Source organism: Streptomyces iconiensis (assembly GCF_028657195.3).
In the GTDB taxonomy this organism is placed as follows: Bacteria; Actinomycetota; Actinomycetes; order Streptomycetales; family Streptomycetaceae; genus Streptomyces; species Streptomyces iconiensis.
Genome location: NZ_JANCPR020000055.1, coordinates 42,839 through 64,458, shown reverse-complemented (window position 1 = coordinate 64,458; position 21,620 = coordinate 42,839). Strand labels below are relative to the sequence as shown.

Below are 21,620 nucleotides of genomic sequence, written 5' to 3'. Positions count from 1 at the left end.
GGGCTGTGGGGGTCGCCGCCTCCGAGGGGCTGGGAACGCCGGCGAAGGTGGGCATCGGCGTGGGGGTCGCGGTCGCCGCAGGTGCCGTGCTGGCGTATGCGCTTTCGGGGAACGACCCGGAGCCGCCGAAGAAACCGCAGGCCAGACACTCGGCCCCGCCGGCGGCCCAGCCACCGGCCAAGAAGCCCGAGCCCAAGCCGAAACCGCCGGAGCCCAAGCCTCCGGCGCCCGGAAAGAAGCCGGAACCCAAGCCGGAGCCGAAGTCAGGGCCCAAGCCTCCGGAGAAGGAGCAACCGCCCAAGCCCGGCCCTGAACCCCGGCGGGAGCCGCCCGCACCCGAGCCGCCACCCGGGAAGCCGAAGCCGCCTCCGGAGAAGCCCGCGCCCGAACCGCCCCCACCACCGCCCGCACCGGCGCCCAGGGAGCACCAGCTCAACGAGTTGAAGTGGGACGTGCTGGACCCCGATGCCAAACGGAAGGGGCCCACCGTCCGTGCGGTGCGGAGCAGTTGGATGTGGCAGCGCCAGGGCATGTCGATAGGAGGCAGGCGCTATGGCCACGGGGTGACCGTGCACGCCCCCTCGTCCGTGACGATCGACCTCAACAAGGCGTGCACCACCTACGAGGCGCTCGCGGGCGTCGACGACATGACGATGGGCCGGCGCACCGTGCGCTTCTCGGTGTACGGCGACGGGGTGCGACTGTGGCGGTCCCCGTTCCTGCACAGGGGCCAGCCGGCGGTGCCGGTACGGGTGCCGCTGGCGGGGGTCACCTCGATCCGGCTGGTGGTCGAGCCACGCCACCACGAGGACCGGATCGCGCTCGCGAACTGGGCGCGGTCACAGATCGCGTGCCGCTGAGGGCGGCTGCGGGGTTCCCTCGTCGGCGGGGGTCAGCAGCGCGTCGAGCTGCTCGATCACCTGTTCAGATGTGAGCGGCGGACTGTCGGGTGCGCCGGACGCATCGTTTGCGTCGGACGTACCGGGTGCGCCGGCCGCAGCGGATGCCCCGGCCACCTCGTCCGCCGCCGCGCGTATGGCACGGTCGAGGCGCTGTTCGGGGACGTTCGCCGGGCCGACGCGCAGGGGTTCGGCGGCATCCGCGATCCGGACCGCCAGAGAGTGGTGGCCTGCCTTGTGGACGACGAAGGCGGTGTTCAACAGGCCGTTGGTCAGGAACAGTTCGGCTACCTCGCTGTCCACCGCGAGGCGTAGCGCTTCCCTGGCCTTCCGTACCGCCTCCGTCACCCGCTGCTCCCGTGCACGGCCCCCTGACGCGCCGTCGGCCTCGCTCGCCGTGATGCGCGCGTCGAGCATGCGCATCGCGATCGCGAACACGGCGGGGGGCGTACCCACCGTGGCGTACAGCTCGCTCTCGCTGTAGAGAGCGCGGGCACGGGCCGTTTCGCGGTTCTCCAGGGCCACGGTGGCGCGGAGGAAGACGGCGAGGGTCTGCGCGTCCGGGACGCCCAGCCGCTCCGCGTCGTCCACGGCGCGCTGTGCGAGCTTCTCGGCCTGCTCTCCGTCGCCCTGCCGGAACCAGATGTCCGCGATGCGTACGAGGAGCACGGGGATCTCGGTGAGCGCGCCGAGTTGCCGGGCGTACCGCATGGCCCTCTCGCACTCGGCGCGCGCGGCGTCGTAATTCCCCTTCTGGATGGCGATCTCGGCGCGCAGTCCGCACAGCTGGCTGAGCAGCCAGCGGTCACCCGTGGCCTCGGAGAGCGCCTCGACCTCGGTGATGTCCTCCGCCGTACGGCTCACGCCGCCCGGGGCGTCGATACGTACGTGCGCGCGGAACAGGAGTGCGACGGCCAGTTCCCATGGCCCGCTGTAGCGGCGGCAGTTGGCGACGGAGAGGTCCATCAGCGGTGCCACTCCCCTGCTGCCCTCGGAGAAATAGCCGGTGAACGGCCACAGCATGCCCGGAAACCGCGCCGAGGCAGGGCCAGGCTTCCTGAACGCCTCTACCAGTTCCGCGGCCGTTTTCTGGTGACCCGGATCCTGGAACAGTTCCTGGGCGCGGTTCTCGGCGATCAGGAAGTAGTCGAGGAGCTGGAACTCGCGGAAGAGCAGCTCCTGTCTCTCGTCGCGTACGGAGGCGTCGGCGGGGAGCATCTCCAGGATCGCGCCGACCCAGCGTGACCCCTCGTCGCGGTAGTTGCGCAGCCACCAGAACCAGCCGACGGCGCGCACGAGTTCGACCATCGTGTCCAGGTCACGGCGCTGGGCGGCGCGGTGGAGTACGGCTCGTATGTTGTCGAGGTCGGCCTCCATCCTGGGCAGCCAGCTCAGCTGCTCCGACGAGCGGAGACGGGGTTCGGCTGCCGTCACGAAGCGGAGTATCTGGTCGGTGTGCCGGCGCTCGGCCGCCGTGCGGTCGGCCGGGTGCTCGGAGGCGCGCTCGCGCGCGTACTCGTGGATGGTCTCCAGCATGCGGTAACGCACGCCTGTCCCCGCGCGGTCCTGGGGATGGTCGGCGACGAGGATCGACTTGTCGACGAGCGCGGAGAGGACGTCGAGGACGTCGTCTCCCGAGACCGCGTTCCCGTCCGCCTGCACGGCGTTCTCGCCTCCGGTTACGGCGTTCCCGTCCCCGGATACGGCGTGCTCGCCCCCGGTAATGGCGTTCCCGTCCGCGCACACGCGTTCGGCGGCGGAGAGTGTGCAGCCGCCGGCGAAGACCGACAGGCGCCGCAGTACGGTGCGTTCACGCTCGTCCAGCAGGTCCCAGGACCAGTCGACGACGGCGCGTAGCGTCTGCTGCCGGGGCAGCACCGTACGGCTGCCGCTGGTCAGCAGGCGGAAACGGTCGTCGAGGCGCGAGGCGATCTGGTGCGGTGTGAGCGACCGCAGGCGCGCGGCGGCCAGTTCGATCGCGAGCGGCAGCCCGTCGAGCCGTCGGCAGATCTCGGCGACCGCCGCCGGGTCCTCCTCCGTACGGAAGCCCGGCCGTGCGGCGGCGGCGCGGTCGGCGAACAGGCGCAGCGCGGAGGCGGGTGACAGCGGCTCGACGGGCCGTACGGTTTCGCCCGGCACTCCCAGCGGTTCCCGGCTGGTGGCCAGCACCGTGAGGCGGGGGCAGTGTGCGAGGAGCGTCTCGGCGAGGGTGGCCGCCGCGGCGATGACGTGTTCGCAGTTGTCCAGCACGAGCAGCAGGGCGCGGTGCTGGCAGTGCTCGATCAGCAGCGCGGTGGCGTCGCTGTCGGCGCCCATCGAACGCGCGCCCTCCGTCGCCGCCGTCGACAGCGCCGTCTCCCTGCGGCCCAGTGCGCTGAGTACGGCGCCGGGGACGGCGTCCGGATGGTCGAGAGGGGCCAGTTCCACCAGCCAGGTCCCGTCCGGATACGGCGCGGGCGACGTCGCCGACGCGGTGACGGCCACCTGTTCGGACAGCCGCGTCTTTCCCGAGCCGCCGGGGCCCGTGAGAGTGACCAGGCGGGCGCGCGCCAGGTCACCACCGATGGTGGCGATGTCGGCCTCGCGGCCGACGAAGCTGGTCAGACGGGAACGCAGGTTGCCGGGCGAGCCGGGTTTTCGGTGCTGCTGCTCCGTGCCGGAGTGTGGCTCCGTGCCCGGTGGGGGCTTGGTGCCTGGTGAGGGCTGGGTGTCTGGTGAGGGCTGGGTGCCGGACGGGGACGTGGTACCGGGCGGGTACGGAGTACCGGACGGATACGGGGTGCCCTGCGGGGATGCTCTGCCGGGGGCGGGGGTTCCGTTGTGCGTCCGCGTGTGCTCGCCGGGGCCCGGCCCTCCGGCAAGCAACTCGGCGTGCAGGGACCGCAGTTCGGCGCCCGGGTCGGCGCCGAGGCGGGCCGCGATGCCCTTGCGTACGGACTCGTACATCGTCAGCGCCTCGGCCGTACGACCCGCGTCGCGCAGGGCGCGGATGAACAGCGCCTGCAACGGTTCGTCCAGCGGGCGTTCAGCCGCCAGCTCGCGCAGTTCGGGCAGGACGCGGGCCGAGCTGCCCAGCGCCAGGTCGGCCGCCAGGCGGCGTTGCAGCGCAACCAGCCTGAGCGACTCGGCGCGTGCCGCGGCCGAGGCGCGGTCCGGAAGGTCGGCGAGCGCCGGGCCGCGCCACAGCGCGAGGCCCTCACGGAGAGCGGCGGCTGCCGTCGCCGGGTCGCCCGCTTCGAGCGCGCGTTCGCCCTCGGCAGCCAGCCGCTGGAAGCGGACGAGGTCGACCTCGTCCGCTTCCGGGTCCGTACGCAGGCGGTAGCCGCCCGGCAGGGACTCGACGGCATCCCTGCCGATCACTCTCCGCAATCTGCCCACCAGCGCTTGGAGCGCGGCCGGGGCGTTGTCCGGCATCGCCTCTGGTTCCGTGTCCGCCCACACCTCACTGATCAGCGCGTCCGGGGACACCGGCGCCTGGCTCTCCGCGCGCAGCGCGAGCGCGGCGAGCAGCGCGCGCAGGCGCTGCCCGCCCAGCGGCAGAGCCCGCCCCGCCGCGTCGCGGGCCTCGCTGGCCCCCAGAATCAGATAGCGCACCGCCCCATTGTCGCCGCCCGGGGCCGGACTTTCCCTGCGGTTTTTGCTGCGGCGCCTGCGGCCCGCGTGGGGGGCCGGTGCCTGGGCTGTGCCCGGGGTGCGTGCCCAGCGTGCGGTCGGTGGTGGGTTCGGTCACGGCCACTCCCACCTACCCGCCCGTACAGGTCACACGTCCCCTGCCCAGGTACGGCGCGCGGCGGGCGCGGACACGTGGACCACCGCAGCGTTCCTGCCCGTCACGCCACCGCGACGCGAGACGGGCGGGGGCGCGGTGTTACGGCGAAGCCGTAGGCGGCAGGGTGCGTTCGTAGGTGGCGGTGGCCGGGGCGACCCCGGCTGCCGCGGCGCGTTGGCGGGGGGCCGCCGAGCCGGTCCAGCAGGTGCCGCGGCGGGCCAGGAGGCGGCCGAGCCACAGTTCCATGGAGACGAGGTCGGCGAGGCCGTCGAGGGGCAGCGGGTCGCCCTTGGCGGCGAGCTGGATGGCCTTGCGTACGACACGGGCCTCCACCAGGCCGGCGTCGGCGAGCAGCGGGGCCTCGAAGAGCTGCATGAGCTGGTCGGCCGCGAGCCGCAGTCCCGCGCGCAGGGACGTGTTGTGTGCGGAGTGCGAGGGCGCCCCCCAACCCGTGGGCAGTTCGTGTACACCCGCTCCCGCGAGCGCTGTACGCAGGATGGAGGCGCGGGCTCCTGGCCGTACGCGCAGGGCGTCGGGGAGGTCGCGGGAGGCGCGTACGACCTGGTTGTCGAAGAAGGGCGCGTGCAGCCGCTGGTTGCGAATCTCGACGGCCTGCTCGAACACGCGGTGGTCGGCGGCGCGGCGGGCGAGCGCGGCGCGGGCCCGCCGTTCGCCGGGGCGTTCGACCGAGGGTCTGGCATGGGCCGCGGCTTCGAGGCGGAGGGAGACCTGGGCCAGCGCCTCACCGGTGAGCCAGCGTGCGGCGGGCCCGGGGCGGCACCAGGTGAGCGCGGCGACGGACGCGTCGACCGCGCTGTCGCCGCTCTCGGCCGAGGCCGCGAAAGCGGCGGCGGCGAGCGTGCCGTCGCGCATGTGTGCGGCGGTCTCCTCGACGCCGTCGCGGTAGGGCGTGCGCGCGAGCCTCCGTGCCGCGCGGTAGATGGTGACGGGTACGAGCAGGGAGCGCCCGGCCGCCTGGCCTTCGGAGCGGGCGAGCGCGGCCACGGGGCGTACGAGGTTGCGGCGGCGCCGGTCGAGGAGGAGGTCGGCGAGGCGGGCCGGGTGCGCGTCGAGGACCTGGCGGGCGCCGAGGCCGACGAAGTGGTCGGAGCTTCCTGCGGCGAGCCGGTACCTGTGGCGTTCGGCGGTGACGAGCGAGGGTCCTGGTTCGTCGGTGAGGGGGCCGCTGGCGAGGTCCGCGTACGGCAGCACCTCTTCGCCGCCCGCGACGACGACGTGGTGGAGGCGGGGGTTCTCGGCGATGGAGCGCGCCCGTTCGAGTTCGGCGTCCTTGCTGCCGACCGCGCCGTTGGCCGATGCTCCGGCGCTGAGGGTGAGGTCGTTGTACGTGACGGCCAGGAGGCGTTCGCCCGCTCCCGAGGCGCCGGCCCCGAAGACGGTGCCGGGCATGCCGGGGAGCCCGGCGGCGAGCAGCGCGAGGGTTCCGGAGGCGGGCCCTCCGGACAGGTCGGCCCCTATGCCGGGTGCGGGGCCGCCGCGTGCGGCACGCCGGTCGGCGGGGCCCATTCCGGGTACGGGCCCGGGATCGCGTACGTCGAAGTCGTGTTCGGCGGCGTGCCGTGGCGCGGTGAGGCGGGCCCGTACGGACTCCACGAGCGCGTCCCGTACGCCCGCGACGGCCGCTTCGGGGTCGACAGGCGGCGCTCCGACGACGAGTGAGGAGCCCGACTCGTAGCTGGCGATCTCGCGGCTGCCGCCGTCGCGGACGATGAGCGCATGGCCGGGCGGAACGCGCCGTACGCCGAGGTAGGGCGTGCCGTCGCCGAGGGCTTCGGGTGCGTCGGGGCAGGCGAGTACGGCCGCGAGGTGGCCGACGTCGAGCTGGGCCTCGATGAGGTCGGCGAGCGGGAGCGCGGCCGTGGCGTAGGCGGTGCCTCCGGCCCAGGGCGCGTGGAAGACGGGTCTGGCGCCGGCGAGGTCGGCGGCGATGGTGATGCGGCGGCCGATGCAGGCGACGGCGGTGTAGCTGCCGGGCCAGGCTGTGAGGTGGCGAAACGCTCCTCCTCGTGCGGCGACGAGGCCGACGCGCAGCTCTTCGTCGGAGGCGCCGCAGCAGCCGAACACCGCGAGTCTGTTGCCGGGTTCGGCCTCGATGACACGGATCTCGTCGGGCCGCCAGTCGCCGACGGCCCAGAGCGGATCGGGGTCGCTCCACAGGACCTGCGCACCGACGGGCTGGAGCACGCCCTCGCCGAAGGCACCGTCGGGAACGTTGGCGGTGTGGGCAGCGTGACCGTAGGGACCGTAGGAGTCGTACGGGTCGTGGGAGTACGCGCGGCCCGCCGAGTCGTACGGGTCCGAGGCGCGGCTGTGGTCCCCGTTGCCGTGGGGGCCGAATGAGCTGTGGGTGCCCTGCGTTCCCTGGGGGGCTTGAGGGCCCTGGCTGCCCGATGAGCCCGGTGAACCGTAAGCGCCGTACGTACCTTGCGCGTTACGTCCACCCTGGGACCGGTCGGCAGCGGAGTGTGGCACACCGGCCCGGCCCTGTGCCGCCGCGGCGCTGCTCCACCCCACCAACCAACGCATCGCCGCCTGCCTTCGCTCCGCCGCTTTCCCGCGGCGTCCAGTCACTGTCTCGCGCTCTGGGCCCTTACGGCCCGGGGGCGGTGAACGCCGCCCGGATCGTGTGCCGTTGCCGCTATGTTGCCACGAGAGTGGCGCGCGAGAGGCGTGTAAGGGGCGCATAGCTCACCAAAATGCGCTGACCGACTCGTACCGGGGACCGCCGGGAACACGCCGGGCGGCGCCGGGGCAAAGGGGCGCATATACCGGTGGCTTCGGCATCCGGCACCGCACACCCGACCGATGTCATTCGGCCAAATATGGAAACCGGCACGCGACTTGCACCGAAGCGGTAACGCGCTCCGACGCAAGGGCCGAACGGGCGGCACCGGGAGCGTCCGGGCAGGGTTCTCCGGCTCGCGGCGAGGCGCGCGGAAGGCTCACGGCACGGCACCGTGCGCCACCGTACGCCGAGGCTCCGCGTGCCCTGCGCGCGGGAGTCCTCAACGGTCGCCCCGCGGCCTCCGTGGAGGGCCAACCAGCCGCCCCGTACGGCGAAAAGCCCCCGGCAGGGCCCGCTTACGGCGGCGCACCGCGCGCTCCGGTTCCGGGTGAGAACCGGGGCGTGGGAAGGGATCCGGGACGTACGGGGACAGTTGTCGGCCCGGGAGACACTCTCGTCTCCCGGGCCGAACCGCCGCCCGCGGGGAATGAGACGGCGGTGTCCCCCAGCCCACTGTTCCTGTGCAGCGGGCCGACCCACGCAACTCCCATGGAAGCGCTCCCCGTTCATGCGGGGCAGGCGCATGGATGGGCGCACGGCCACACACCCGGAGCACGTACCCCGGCTGTTTTCGCACACGATTCCGGCCGTCCCGCGCCGGGCGGCGCGCGGTTGGCACGTGACCCGCGCACGTACACCCGTACGGCGACAGATCTCGCCATCCGGCAGGACGCCCCTTAACGGTAGGGATTCGGCGAACTACGCTGTGTTGGCAGTGCTTCCGCGCGGCGCGCAGTGCGCAGTGACGGGAGGGGGCCCCGCGCCAGCCGCGGGGCGGTCGTCGGTGTGTGTCAGGGGTGCGCATGTCCAGGGAGTCACGCGGGCCGAATGAGAAGCTCGGCACCGTCCTCGCCCTCGCAGGGATCAGCAACGCCGGACTCGCCCGTCGGGTCAACGACCTCGGGGCTCAGCGTGGACTCACGCTCCGGTACGACAAGACGTCGGTGGCTCGTTGGGTGTCGAAGGGGATGGTGCCGCAGGGTGCGGCGCCCCACCTCATCGCCGCTGCCATCGGCAGCAAACTCGGCCGTCCCGTGCCACTGCACGAGATCGGGCTCGCGGACGCCGATCCGACCCCCGAGGTCGGGCTCGCCTTCCCGCGCGACGTGGGCGCCGCGGTCAGGTCGGCGACCGATCTCTACCGCCTCGATCTCGCGGGGCGCAGAGGCGGCGGCAGCATCTGGCAGTCCCTCGCGGGCTCGTTCGCCGTGAGTGCCTACGCCACGCCGGCATCGCGCTGGCTCATAACCCCGGCGGACAGCTCTGTCGCGCGCTACGTCGAGTACGCGGAGGAGTCCGCACAGGGCGGCCCCGTCGCGGCCGTCGCGGCGATCGCCGAGGGGCGCGCGCGCGAGGAGGAGAACGGGACCTCGCCACTGCGCGTCGGACACACCGACGTCTCCAAACTGCGCGAGGCCGCCGACGAGGCCCGCCGCTGGGACTCCAAGTACGGCGGCGGGGACTGGCGTTCCTCGATGGTCCCCGAGTGCCTGCGCGTGGACGCGGCGCCGCTGCTGCTCGGCGCCTACACCGACGAGGTCGGCCGCTCCCTGTTCGGAGCCACGGCCGAACTGACGCGCCTCGCCGGGTGGATGGCCTTCGACACGGGCCAGCAAGAGGCCGCACAGCGCTACTACATCCAGGCACTGCGCCTCGCACGCGCCGCAGCCGACGTGCCGCTGGGCGGCTATGTGCTCGCCTCGATGTCGCTCCAGGCCACCTACCGAGGGTTCGCCGACGAGGGCGTCGACCTCGCGCAGGCGGCGCTGGAACGCAACAGGGGACTCGCGACCGCCCGCACCATGAGCTTCTTCCAGCTCGTCGAGGCGAGGGCGCACGCGAAGGCGAACGACGCCCACGCGTGCGCCGGAGCGCTCTCGGCCGCCGAAGGCTGGCTGGAGCGCTCACGCCGCGGCGACGCGGACCCGTCCTGGCTGGACTTCTACTCCTACGACCGGCTCGCGGCCGACGCCGCCGAGTGCTACCGCGACCTCAAAGCACCGCGCCAGGTGCGGAGGTTCACCGAGAAGGCGCTCTCACAGCCGACGGAGGAATTCGTCCGCTCGCACGGGCTGCGCCTCGTCGTATCCGCCGTGGCCGAACTGGAGTCGGGAAACCTCGACGCCGCCTGCGCGGCGGGCACCCGCGCCGTGGAGGTCGCGGGACGCATCTCCTCGGCCCGTACGACGGAGTACGTGCGCGATCTCCTGCACCGCCTGGAGCCGTACGGGGACGAGCCCCGGGTCGTCGCCCTGCGCGAACGCGCACGGCCGCTGCTTGTCACTCCCGCGTGAGGGGTGGGCCGCACGTGAGGCATGGCGTACGCGTGCGGGGCGGGATGCGCTGGAGAGGCGGCGTACGCGTGCGGGGCGAAGTGTGCGGGAGGCACGGCGTGTGCGCGAGAGGTGGCGTGCGCGTCGCCGGGTATGGGCTGGGCATCGTGGGGCATGGATAGGCCGCAGTGGGGCATGGGCCGGGCGTCGCGGGGCATGGGCCCGGCGTGACGTGGGCGCTGGACGTAGGGATTGGGCGGGGCGTGAGGCGTGGACTGTGCGCGGGGCATGGGCTGTGCGTGAGGCGTTGATGTGGGCCGCGTCCGGGGGGCGTGGAGGGCGTGCGGGAGGTTCCTTGATCATCGACGTGACGGGCGCCGCAGCGGAGTGTCAGTGGCCCGGGTCATGATGGGTCACGTGTCCACGACGTCCCAAGGCTCAGCGAGGGGCCACGACAGCGAGGTGCCGACCGCCGACCGCGATGTGCTGGTGGTCGGCGCCGGCATCGTCGGCCTGTCCACGGCCTATGCCCTTACCCGCGCGGCACCGGGAACCCGCGTCACCGTCCTGGAGAAGGAGCCAGGCCCCGCACGCCACCAGACGGGCCGGAACAGCGGTGTGATCCACAGTGGGATCTATTACGCGCCCGGCTCGCTCAAGGCCCGTTTCGCGGTGCAGGGCGCCGCCGAGATGGTCAAGTTCTGCGCGGAGCACGGCATTCCGCACGAGGTCACGGGCAAGCTGATCGTCGCGACCGAGCGCGAGGAGCTGCCCCGGCTGCACGCCCTGATCCAGCGCGGCAGACAGCACGGCATCCCCGTACGGGAGTTGGGCCCCGCACAGATAGCCGAGCGCGAGCCGCACGTGAGCGGGCTCGCCGCCATCCACGTCGGGACGACGGGCGTGTGCGACTACGGCGCCGTCGCGCGGCAGTTGGCGCGGCTCGCCGAAGACGCGGGTGCCGAGGTGCGGTACGGGGCACAGGGCACCGTCACCGCCGTCGACCGCCGCCCGGGACGCGGCGTCGCCGTCCGTACGGCCGACGGGCGGGTGCTGCGCGCTCGCGCCCTGATCAACTGTGCCGGCCTGCACTGCGACAGCGTGGCCCGGCTCGCGGGCGACCCCGCACCGGCCCGCGTACTGCCGTTCAGGGGCGAGTACTTCGAGCTGGTGCCCTCCCGCGAACACCTGGTGCGCGGCCTCGTCTACCCCGTACCCGACCCCGCCTTCCCCTTCCTCGGCGTCCACCTCACGCGCGGCGTGGACGGCGGCGTGCACCTGGGCCCCAACGCGGTGCCGGCGCTCGCCCGCGAGGGGTACACATGGCCCGTCATCAGCGGGTCCGACCTGGGCGGCCTGCTCACGTACCCGGGCACATGGCACATAGCCAGACGCCACTGGCGGTACGGCGCGGGAGAGCTGCGCCGCTCCCTGTCCAAGAGCGCCTTCACCTCCGCCGTACGGCGCCTGCTCCCCGACGTCACCGAGGCCGACCTGCGGCCCGCGCCCGCCGGGGTACGCGCACAGGCCGTACTGCGGGACGGCTCCCTCGTCGACGACTTCCTCTTCGCGGAGGGCCCGCACACGGTGCACGTACTGAACGCCCCGTCACCGGCCGCGACCGCCTCGCTACCCATCGGGCGCGAGATCGCGGAACGGGCGTTGGCGGCCATGGCCCCGTGAGGCCCTGTGAGGGCCACCTTCGCGTGGTTACGGGCCGCTGCGGCCTTGTGAGGGGCCGCCGTGGGGCAGTGAGGCGTCGCACTGTGAGGGGTCGCCGTATCGCGGTGAGGGGTGAGGGGTGAGCTGAGTCGTGGCCCGTGAGTCGGCGCTGCCGAGCCCTCGTGAGGTGCCCGGCATCCGCCTCGGCGGCGGGTGCTCCGGCACGGGACGGCTCGGGGTCGATCCCGCTGAGCCCTACGCGGGCGGGGCGGCGGGCGGGCACCGGTAAAATCACCACACTGTGTCCACGAATTTCCCCCACCCCCACGGTCCCGCCGACCACGACGCCGGTTCCGGCGCCGGTTCGGGCCCCGCTTCCGGCACCGGTTCTGGCCCCGCTTCCGGCACCGGTTCTGGCCCCGGCCTGGACGCCGGGCCGAGCGCTGACCCCAACGTCGGCGGAAGGGCCGTTCCCCAGCCGTCCTCGCCGCCCTCCTCGCCCTCGGCGTCCCCGTCTCCCTCCTCCTCAGCACCGTCGACATCGTCCGCGCCGCTGCCGTCCGGTCGGGGCCGGCCCCGACCGGGCCCCCAGCCTCCGGCCCGGATGTTCCCGCCGGGGGCCGGCCCGTCGCCCGATCCCGCCGGCTCGCACCACGAGCGCAGGATCCGGAGCTTCCAGCCGCGCCGCAGCCGGGTCACGGCGGGGCAGCGTGCCGCGCTGGAACGGTTCTGGCCGCGGTGGGGGTTCGACATCGACGGGCTGCGGCGGCTGGATCTTTCCGAACTGTTCGGAGATCCGGAACTTCCCGTCGTACTGGAGATCGGCTTCGGCATGGGCGAGGCCACGGCTCAGATGGCCGCCGCCGACCCGTCCACCGGCATCCTCGCCGTCGACGTGCACACCCCGGGCCAGGGGAACCTGCTGCGTCTCGCGGACGAAAAGGGCCTCACGAACGTACGCGTCGGCAACGGTGACGCGATCATCCTGCTCCGCGAAATGATCGCTCCCGGCTCCCTGTCCGGCCTGCGCGTCTACTTCCCCGACCCCTGGCCCAAGGCACGGCACCAGAAACGCCGCCTGCTCCAGCCCGAGTTCCTCGACCTCGCCGCCGTCGCGCTGCGCTCCGGCGCGCTGGTGCACTGCGCGACGGACTGGGAGGACTACGCCGAGCAAATGCTCGAAGTCCTCACGGCGCACCCCGCCTACGCGAACACCCAGCCGGACGGCGGCTTCGCACCGCGCCCCGACTCGCGCCCGTTGACCCGTTTTGAAGGGCAAGGGCTCGACAAGGGGCATGCGGTACGCGATCTCCTCTTCCGCCGCATCTGAGCCGTGACCTGAGGTTGCGGCCGTCAGCCTCCGGACGTCACCCACACTGGTTACTGTCGATGGGTGCATGACGACACAGCCGGCGCTCAGAGCGCGCCACCGAACGCGGCCCCGCCCCCCACGCCGGGGACACCGGGGCCCACGGGCCCGCACGCGGCGGTGAACGGTGCACCGGGGGTGAGGAGCGCTGTGGATTCCAGTTCCAGGGGTACGGGGGGTTCCATGAGCGCGGGGGACTCTCGGGATGCCGAGAGTGTCGAGGGTGCCGGGGGCACCCGGGGCACGCAGGGTGCCGGGGGCACGGAGGGTGCCATCGCCGGCGGCACCGTAGGCGCTACGAACTACGCGGGTGAGCCCGCCTCCGAGCCACGGAGCGCGCATACCGCGCCGCCTCCGCCACCTCCGCAGACCCCGCATGTGCCGCAGGGTGCCGAGGTTCCGGGGGACGCGAGGTCCCCGCAGGACGCCGACCCGTACGCCTCGTCGCCCCCGTACACGCATCACAACTCGTACGAGCCGTACAACCCATACAGCTCGTACGCGCCACCGCGTACAGCCGACGCGGGGCCAGGCATCCCGCCGGGCGCGGGGGAAGGCGCCGGAGCGGGCACCGGTCCGAGAAACGGGCCCGGGAACGGGCCCGGGAACGGACCCGGGAACGGACCCGGGAACGGACCCGGGAACGGCCCATGGGCGGGGCAAGGCGCTGCGCCCGGCACCGGGCCGAACGCGGGGTCGAGCCCCGTGGGTCCTGGCGCCGGCACCGGCACCGGCGCCGGACAAGGTGTCGGAGCAGGTGTCGGAGCAGGTGCCGGAGCAGCGATGGGGTCGGGCGTCGGTCCAGGAACCGGTGGTCCAGGCGCCGGTGGCGGGGCCGAGCAGGGCCCCGGCGCACAACCGTTCCCCGGGACATCAGGGATACCCGGTCGGCCCGGACCCACCGGGCCGACCGGGTGGGCGGGGCCGTACGGGGAGGGAACGTACGGGGAACGGCCGTACGGCGGGGGTGCCGTGGTGACGTCGTGGTGGCATCGGCATCGCCGTACGCTGCGCGCCGTCATCTTGGCCGTGCTGCTGGCGCTGTGCGGGCTGATGATTCTGGCGCTCGTCCGCGAACAGACCGGTACGCAGGGCCTCCTGGTGGGCTTCGGGCTCGCGCTCTTCCCCGTACCGTTGCTGATCGCCGCCTTCCGATGGCTGAGCGGGGCGTTGCCCGCACCCTGGCGTACCCATCTGTTCGCTTTCGCGTGGGGCGCGTGCGCGGCGACGCTCGTCGCGATCCTCGCCAACGGTTTCGCCACGAACTGGCTCGCCAGTTCCGTCGTCGTGGACTCACCGGGCGAGGCGGACACGCTCGGGGCCACCGTCATAGCCCCGTTCGTCGAGGAGACGACCAAGGCGGCAGCCGTTCTGCTGCTCTTCCTCTACCGGCGCCGCCAACTCGACAGCGTCGTCGCGGGCATCGCGGTGGCCGGGATCACCGCGACCGGTTTCGCCTTCACCGAGAACATCCTGTATCTCGGTACGGCGTACGGGGAGGACTCGGCGCTCGACCCCGACAGCCTGTCCAACTCGGCGACAGCGGCGACGTTCTTCATCCGTATCGTCCTGGCACCGTTCGCCCACCCGCTGTTCACCGCACTGGTCGGCGTCGCGTTCGGCATGGTGGCGACCCTGCCCAGGCGCCGGCGCGTGCTGCGCTGGGTGCTGCCGTTCGCCGGCCTCTTCACGGGGATTCTGCTGCACGCCATATGGAACGGGTCGGCGTCGTTCGAGAACCTCACGTTCATGGCCGTCTACGGGCTGTTCATGATCCCCGTGTTCGCCGCGCTGACCTGGCTGGCCATCTGGTCACGGACGCACGAGCTGCGCGTCGTACGGAACACGTTGCCCGCGTACGCGGCGGCGGGCTGGTTCGACGAGCCGGAACCATGGTCCCTCTCCTCGATGCGCGCCCGCTCCCTCGCCCGCGCGACGGCCCGCCGCAGCCACGGACCCGAGGCGGCCCGCACGGTCGCGAGGTACCAGCACGACGCCACAGCCCTCGCCCTCCTCCGCTCCCGCGCCGCCAACGGCACGACGGCACCCGGATTCGCCGCACGCGAGCGCGAGTTGCTCCACCGCATCTGGAACAACCGCGCCCTCGCGGGCCCCCCTACCACCAGCGCGGCCCTTACGTTGTCCCAGCCGCACCAGCCCAACCCCTGGGGCCAGGGGCCTGTCCCTCGGGGGTGAACAGCGGCGGCGAGACGCCTCCGACCGTTTGGCACCGCCACTTTCGCTTGTCCCACATAAATAACATTTTGGGCAATCTGCGGGGCTCGTGTTCCCCTGACCTGGCCCGGTGACAGAGGCTGCATACGGAGAACCACAGAGCGACGATCAGGAGGCCCCCGGTGAGCAGCGAGCTGGACGACCAGTACGAGGTCTTTCGGAGTCTCCTGGATACCGCCACACCGGCCGATGCCGTGAAGAAACTCCAGATCCTCCGGCTCCCCGACGACACCATCGAGGCCCTCAGGGAACGTCACGAACAACGCATGCTGGAGATCAAGGAGTTGGAGGAGCCACGCTCCGTGGTTCGCGGAAACCGGGACACCTGGTACACCGGTCCTCGCGAGGACGATGTGGCCTGGAACGCGGTGAAGCGCATCCAGCGAGAAGCCGGCTGGCCGGACGAGGCCGTCCAGGATCTGGACGACGCCTCGACCCGAATCGTCTCCCTGCTCAGCCACCCCAAGGAACGTGAGTTCTCCACCCGAGGGCTCGTCGTCGGTTACGTGCAGTCGGGCAAGACCACCAACTTCACCTCCGTCATGGCGAAAGCGGCCGATCGCGGTTACAAACTCTTCATCGTGCTCTCCGGGGTCCACAACGGCCTGCGCCGACAGACACAGGCTCGGCTCGTCCAGCAGTTGGTGCACGCGAATCCGACACGGTGGTCGCAGTTGACCGGCCTCGACCACGATTTCGTCCCCACGGAAAACGCCAAGTCCTACTTCGGCGGCAGCAATCAGACCCATGTCCTGTGCGTGGTGAAGAAGAATGCCCCCGTGCTGCGTAAGTTCGCCAAGTGGCTCGAATCGGCTTCCGACTACCTCAAGGACGCACCTGCCCTCATCATCGACGACGAGGCCGATCAGGCGACGGTCGCCACGAAGACGATCAACCCGCTGATTCGCAGGATCCTCGACACCCTGCCGAAATCCGGGTACGTGGGCTACACGGCCTCTCCGTTCGCCAATGTCCTCATCGATCCGTCGGCCGACGACCTGTATCCGCAGGACTTCATCGTCAACCTGCCCAAGCCGAAAGGCCATTTCGGGACGGAGGTCCTCTTCGGACGCTATGCGCTGGACGGGGAGGACCCGGCCGACATGGACGACGGTCACGACATGGTCCGCAGCGTTCCGGAGGACGACGTCTCCGACGTCCGTCCCACGTCCCGGGCCGAGGTGGAGGGCTTCACGCCGGCCGTCACCGACACCCTTGAGCAGGCCATCCGCTATTTCTGGCTCTCCACGGCGGCCCGCAGGGTACGGGGCACCGGAAATCCCCACGCGACCATGCTCATCCACACCAGCGTGAACACCCTGGTGCACGACAGCTTTTGGCAACCGCTGGAGAAGGCGCGTATTCACGTGCGTGGCCGGCTGAGCGATCCGGAAATGCTCAGCCGGCTGCGCGCGCTGTGGAACGCGGAGACCACACGGGTGCCGGCGGAGGACTTCGGGGAGAAGACGGTCGCGTTCGACGAACTGCTCCCGGAGCTTCCGGGCGTGCTGGACGACTGCCGTGTCGTCATGGACAACTCGCGGAGCGAGGACCGCCTGGATTACGACAAAGGCCCTGTGGTGGCCGTTGCCGTCGGCGGCAACACGCTCTCGCGCGGTCTGACCCTGGAGGGCCTGTCGGTCAGCTATTTCGTCCGCGCTGTCTCGGCCTACGACACCCTGTTGCAGATGGGCCGATGGTTCGGTTTCCGGCACGGGTACGCCGACCTGCCGCGGATCTGGATGACGGACGAGTTGCAGGGCTGGTTCCGTCACGTGGCCACGGTCGAGGCCGAGATGCGGCGGGACATCGACGTCTACATGCATGAGGACGAGACTCCGCTGTCCTTCGCCGTGCGCCTACGTACTCACCCGAGCCTGCGCGTGACGGCGGCGGCCAAGATGAAGTCGGCGGTGAAGGCGTGCTCCTCCTACGGGGGCCGCCGCGTGCAGACGCACTATTTCCACACGAACGCCGACTGGCTGCTGGGCAACCAGCGCGCCGCGCGCACGCTCGTCACCGGCGCCGCCGCAGCGGCCGACAGGCACGACGCCCGTCCGGAGGACGGACGCCACGTGCTGCACGGCGTCAACCACGAGCTGGTTCTTGATTTCCTGGAGGAATACAGCTTCCACCCGAAATCGCAGGAGGGGGACTCGCGTCTCCTGACCGAGTACATCCAGCGGAGAGTGAAGGCAGGGGCGCTCCGCCGGTGGAACGTCGCCCTCATCGGTACTCCTGTCCGGAACGACGAGGACTCCTTCACCTTCGGGCCTGACATCTCTGTCGGACGTGTTTCGCGTGCCCGCGTCCACTACCCCGCGGAGCCTGATTTCGCGGACATCAAGACGCTGATGAGCCGTCGGGACGCGGCAGTCGACCTGAAGAACGTCTCGGAGAAGATGAAGGAGAAGGAGATCACCGCGGCACGCGCCCAGCAGCTTCCTGACACCGGCCTGGTCGTTCTTTACCCGATCGACAAGGACTCGGTCCCGAGCGAGAAGCGCGAAAGGCGTGAACCCTTGGGCGCTGAGGAGCATGTGATCGGCGTCGGTCTGGTCTTCCCGGAACCGAGCACGGAGGACAGCCAGGTGAACTGGGACGGAAGCTACATCTCCGCCGATCTGTCCCGCGTGCGCCTCGAAGAAGAGGACTTCAGCGCGCTTGAGGCGGAGGACGCCGGGTGAAGGGGCGATTCCGGCCCGCCGTCGAGGACCGCTGGCGCGACCTGGCCGACCGGCCCGCCTCCTCACCCCACCGGCTGCGTACGGCCCCGTTGCCGGTCTCGACCCGGAGCGGCCCGCCGCTGGCCGCGGTCGACCACGAGGGCCACCGGCACCTGCTCGTTCCCATCGCCTCCGGTCAACGCGTACGACGCGGCTTGGACGGGCCCGTCCTGCTGCTGCGCAAGCGCCCCTTGGAGGACGCCGAGGTCTATCAGAGCTATGCCGACCTCGGCTGCCTACGACGCGACCTGGACGACGTGTTCACGGGCCTGTGCGAGGACGTGCTCGAAGAGATCGAGGGCTCGGAGAGCGAGAGCGCGTCCCCGACCCGCGACGCCCCGGCGCTCAAGGCCGTCCACCGCGTACTGGACCGCTGGCGAGCGCTGTTCCAGACCAGCGGCTCACCGCTGGGAGTCGATCAGTTGGCCGCGCTCTTCGGAGAGTTGACGCTGCTGGCGCGCCTGCTGGAGGACGACCCGAGCGCGCATCGGCTGTGGCTCGGCCCCAGCGGGAACCGTCACGACTTCACCACCGGCACCGACGCGGTCGAGGTCAAGTCCGTCACCGGCGGCAACGCACTGCGGGTGCGCGTACACGGCCTGCGCCAGTTGGAGGCCCCGGAGGGTGGGAATCTCCGGCTCGTCTGTTTTCGCCTGGAGCGGGCCACCGACCCCGCGTCCGGAAGCAGCGTGGTGGACCTGGTGGCCCGCGCGCTGTCCCTGTGCGACGACGAGAGCGCACTGCTCGGACTGCTCGTGGAGGCGGGCTACCGTACCGCGGACGCGGAACGCTACCGATCGGTGCTGTTCCGCGTGGCGGAGGAGCGCTGGTACGCCGTGGAGAAGGGGTTCCCCCGGCTGACGAGCCAGGATCTGACGGCCGCCGAGGTGCCGATCACCGTGACCGACGTGGAGTACACGGTCGATCTGGCCGTCGAGCCCCCGCACCCGCTGTCCAGGACCCGGGTGGAGCGGTATCTGGAGGCCATGCTCGTCGAGGAGGGCTCATGACAGGGACCACGACGCAGGCGCGGTGGTACTCGCAACCTTTCCCTCCCGAGGGCGCCGGCGCGGCGGAGGGAATCCGCAATCAACTCGGGCGCCCCGAACTGGACCTGCTGACGATTTTGGTGCGGGAGGCCGCGCAGAACAGCTGGGACGCGCGTGACACCGAGCAGGAAGGCTCGGTGGAGTTCGGAATCGAGCTGCGCACCGTCGGACCCGCGCACGCGACGTCCTGGCGCGAGCTGCTGACGCACAACGCACCGAGGACGGACCGGTTGCCCTTGCGGGGCTCCCTGGGCAGCCCTTCCATCCGACTCATGGTGATCTCCGACCGCGGCACCTGCGGCCTCGGTGGGCCCACACGCGCCGACGACGGTGTGCCCGGCGGCCAGGACTTCGTCGCCTTCGTCCGCAATGTGGGTGAGCCCCGTGACGGCGCGCTCGGGGGCGGGACGTACGGCTTCGGCAAGAGCATCTTCTACCTGTTGTCCAAGGCGGGCACCGTCCTCGTGCACACACGTTGTCGCACTCCGGCCGGAGAGCTGGAAACCCGGCTCATGGGGTGCGCTCTGTGGACCAGCTTCCACGCGACGACCACCGACGGAAGCACGCGACGTTTCACCGGCCGGCACTGGTGGGGCGACGCGTCCGGGGACGTGATCGAGCCCCTGACCGGCCGGACGGCGGAGGACACCGCGAAGCGCCTGGGGCTGACCCCTTTCGGGCCCGGGGAGACCGGCACCAGTGTGGTCGTCGTCGATCCGCACCTTGACGCACTGGATGCGCAAGCCGCTGCCGCGTACCTGGCACAGACCATGGCGTGGCAACTGTGGCCCAAGATGCTGGAGCGCGCCGACGGGCGCGTCCCCATGCGGTTCTCCGTCACCTGTGACGGGCTCGACGTCCCCGTACCCGATCCGCGCAGCACGCGCCCTCTGAACCTCTTCGTCGACGCCTTCCGGAAGATGGAAGGTGGCGACGGGCAAGAGCTCATGTGTCGCCGCCCCCATCGACTCCTCGGCCGCTTGGGGCTCGTCAAACGCCTCGTGCCGTCGCCGAGCCTCTCTCCTGCGGCCCGGCGGGCGATGGAATCCGCGCAGATCGGGCACACCGTGCACCATGTGTGCCTGATGCGTCCCGCGGAACTCGTGGTCACCTACTACGCGGGCCGCGAGCCGGGCATGGAGCAGGTCTCCTACGCCGGCGTGTTCCGCGCGGACACGGAACTCGACGAGGTGTTCGCGCAGTCGGAACCGCCGACGCACGACGCCTGGAACCCACAGTCCCTGGAGCTTCCGGACAGCTCCTTCGTACGAACGACGTTCACGCGGATCAAGGAGTCGGTCGAAGGGCTTCTGGAGTTGGGCGGCTCGGCCCGGGGCGGCTCGGCGCACGTGGCACTCGGCGCGGCGAGTACCCGGTTCTCGTCGCTGGTCGGTGGCGCATGGGGCATCGGTGCGGGCACCGACTACGGCACCGCCGTCGGCAGGGCGGTGGCGATGCCGGACGACGACACGGAGGACGCACCGGCCGAAGGTGCGGCCGTGGGAGGCACCTCGGACCGCCACGGTGCAGGAACGCCCCGATCCCTGGGCGAAGCGGGCGGCCTGCCGGCGCCCCGACCCTCGAACGTGGCCAAGCACCGTCCGCGCGTCCAGTACGTCGGCGACACCTCCTTCGAGGAGCGCTCCGGGGTGGCCGTTCTGGTACAGCACTTCCGGCTCCCCGCGCCGGTCGCGCAACGCGTACGCGTCGAACTGGCCGTGGCGCTACCGGGAGCCGGGAATCGCGAGACGGACCCACCGATGGGCGCGCCAGAGCCCCAACTCGTAGGCTGGGAGGACCCGTCGGGCGACCTGCACACCACCCCGACGTACGTGATCGAGGGCGGGGACGACGCCGTGTGGCGTGCCGTGGTGCTGCCCGCTCCGGACACCATCACGGAGATCACGGTCAAGACCCGGGCGGTGAGCCTCACATGAGCAGGCTCGCGCTTCCGTATCGGACGCCACCGGCGACGGTCGTCGTCCCGGAAGGGTGGCGTCTCGTCCTCGGCGACGAAGAACTTCCTCTTCCCGAAGCGCTCGACGACTGGGACTACCAGATGGATGTCGAACTGCGACGGGCGGTGCGCATCGATGTCCCCCGGGCCAGAGCCGGTGCGGGCCTGCCGGCGGACGCCGTGCTCGGCCTGGCCGCCATCTGGACCGCGACGGGCTCCAACCTGCGCGGCTGCCTCCGGCGGGTGCCTCTCACGGGGGACGGTGTCCAGGACATCGAGCTGCGAGGCACACTGCGCGGCGTGGATCTGGGTGGCGTCCTGACACTGGACACCGTGTTGGTGCTCTCCGGCGTCTCCTCCACGCACGCCCCCTTCGCTCCGCACCGCGCCGGCTCGCTGCTCTGGAGCGATCAGGCGACGCTGCGCCTGCAAGGGGACGCCCCGCAGTTCCCGATGACGGTCATCGACTTCGAGCACACCTCCTTCCCCACCGAGGCCGCCTGGCATCTACAGATCGGTGCCCACCTCCACTCCGCCGCCATGGGATCGCTGTTGCTGCTCGTCAACGAACGCAACGAGACCGTGGCCACCGCTTTCGCCAACGCGGGAAAGCCCCGCGCCGTCGACAGGGCCGTCCTGTCGATGGTCTACGCGGACTGTGCACGCATCATGCTCGAACACGCCCTGCAGCAGGAGCAGTTCGTGGACGGCGCGGACTTCCCCGAGGACTCTCTCGGAGCCACCCTGACCAACCTCTTCCATCGACTCTTCCCCGGCTCGACCGTCCACGACCTACGCCTGCGCCGTGAGCACTCACCCAGCTTGTTCGCCTCCGAGCTCCAGGCCGCCACTCAGATCTTCAAGGAGGCGTAGCG

11 protein-coding genes are annotated in these 21,620 nt (G+C 71.6%); 9 read left to right on the top strand and 2 right to left on the bottom strand.

The features are described 5' to 3' along the window. On the top strand, positions 1–860 hold an 860-nt coding region (locus NMN56_RS36455; protein ID WP_283742545.1), incomplete at its 5' end, for an NPCBM/NEW2 domain-containing protein. Here NMN56_RS36455 and NMN56_RS36450 read toward each other — a convergent pair. Both NMN56_RS36450 and NMN56_RS36445 read right to left on the bottom strand, forming a co-directional pair. Further along, positions 840–4,493 (bottom strand): AfsR/SARP family transcriptional regulator, encoded by a 3,654-nt coding sequence (locus NMN56_RS36450; protein ID WP_274045482.1) that lies wholly within the window; start codon positions 4,491–4,493, stop codon positions 840–842. The two genes, NMN56_RS36455 and NMN56_RS36450, sit on opposite strands and share 21 nt — an antisense overlap. A 274-nt stretch (positions 4,494–4,767) precedes the next feature. Next, complete coding sequence (locus tag NMN56_RS36445) at positions 4,768–7,215, bottom strand: asparagine synthase-related protein (RefSeq protein WP_274045483.1); 2,448 nt, start codon at positions 7,213–7,215, stop codon at positions 4,768–4,770. A 1,062-nt stretch (positions 7,216–8,277) separates the two neighbouring features. Here NMN56_RS36445 and NMN56_RS36440 point away from each other — a divergent pair. From NMN56_RS36440 to NMN56_RS36405, 8 genes are all read left to right on the top strand, one after another. Then, positions 8,278–9,768 (top strand): NsdA family TPR-like regulatory protein, encoded by a 1,491-nt coding sequence (locus tag NMN56_RS36440; protein ID WP_274045485.1) that lies wholly within the window; start codon positions 8,278–8,280, stop codon positions 9,766–9,768. 387 nt (positions 9,769–10,155) lie between these two features. After that, positions 10,156–11,430, top strand: coding sequence for an L-2-hydroxyglutarate oxidase (gene lhgO, locus NMN56_RS36435; protein ID WP_274045677.1), 1,275 nt, complete (start codon positions 10,156–10,158; stop codon positions 11,428–11,430). Positions 11,431–11,962: 532 nt separating this feature from the next. Next, positions 11,963–12,739 (top strand): tRNA (guanosine(46)-N7)-methyltransferase TrmB, encoded by a 777-nt coding sequence (gene trmB / locus NMN56_RS36430; protein WP_274045678.1) that lies wholly within the window; start codon positions 11,963–11,965, stop codon positions 12,737–12,739. 1,068 nt (positions 12,740–13,807) lie between these two features. Then, the gene (locus NMN56_RS36425) at positions 13,808–14,974 is read left to right on the top strand and encodes a PrsW family intramembrane metalloprotease (RefSeq protein ID WP_430542803.1); all 1,167 of its coding nucleotides are present in this window, start codon (positions 13,808–13,810) and stop codon (positions 14,972–14,974) included. 161 nt (positions 14,975–15,135) lie between these two features. Next, positions 15,136–17,700 carry a Z1 domain-containing protein gene (locus NMN56_RS36420; protein ID WP_274045488.1) on the top strand — a complete coding sequence of 855 codons (2,565 nt, stop codon included), beginning with the start codon at positions 15,136–15,138 and terminating at the stop codon, positions 17,698–17,700. Beyond that, positions 17,697–18,749: a PD-(D/E)XK motif protein gene (locus NMN56_RS36415; RefSeq protein ID WP_274045489.1), complete on the top strand. Its 1,053-nt coding sequence runs from the start codon at positions 17,697–17,699 to the stop codon at positions 18,747–18,749. The genes NMN56_RS36420 and NMN56_RS36415 overlap by 4 nt, the downstream gene beginning before the upstream one ends. Continuing rightward, positions 18,746–20,725 carry a hypothetical protein gene (locus NMN56_RS36410; protein ID WP_274045491.1) on the top strand — a complete coding sequence of 660 codons (1,980 nt, stop codon included), beginning with the start codon at positions 18,746–18,748 and terminating at the stop codon, positions 20,723–20,725. Before NMN56_RS36415 ends, NMN56_RS36410 begins: the two co-directional genes overlap by 4 nt. Further along, a complete protein-coding gene (locus NMN56_RS36405) occupies positions 20,722–21,618 on the top strand; it encodes a hypothetical protein (protein WP_274045492.1) in 897 nt (298 codons plus the stop codon). Before NMN56_RS36410 ends, NMN56_RS36405 begins: the two co-directional genes overlap by 4 nt. Positions 21,619–21,620: the final 2 nt, after the last annotated feature.

Coding starts and splice junctions, on each gene's coding strand:
- NMN56_RS36440 (WP_274045485.1), top strand. CDS start 8,278: ATGTCCAGGGAGTCACGCGGGCCGAATGAGAAGCTCGGCACCGTCCTC.
- NMN56_RS36405 (WP_274045492.1), top strand. CDS start 20,722: ATGAGCAGGCTCGCGCTTCCGTATCGGACGCCACCGGCGACGGTCGTC.
- lhgO (WP_274045677.1), top strand. CDS start 10,156: ATGGGTCACGTGTCCACGACGTCCCAAGGCTCAGCGAGGGGCCACGAC.
- NMN56_RS36410 (WP_274045491.1), top strand. CDS start 18,746: ATGACAGGGACCACGACGCAGGCGCGGTGGTACTCGCAACCTTTCCCT.
- NMN56_RS36445 (WP_274045483.1), bottom strand. CDS start 7,215: ATGCGTTGGTTGGTGGGGTGGAGCAGCGCCGCGGCGGCACAGGGCCGG.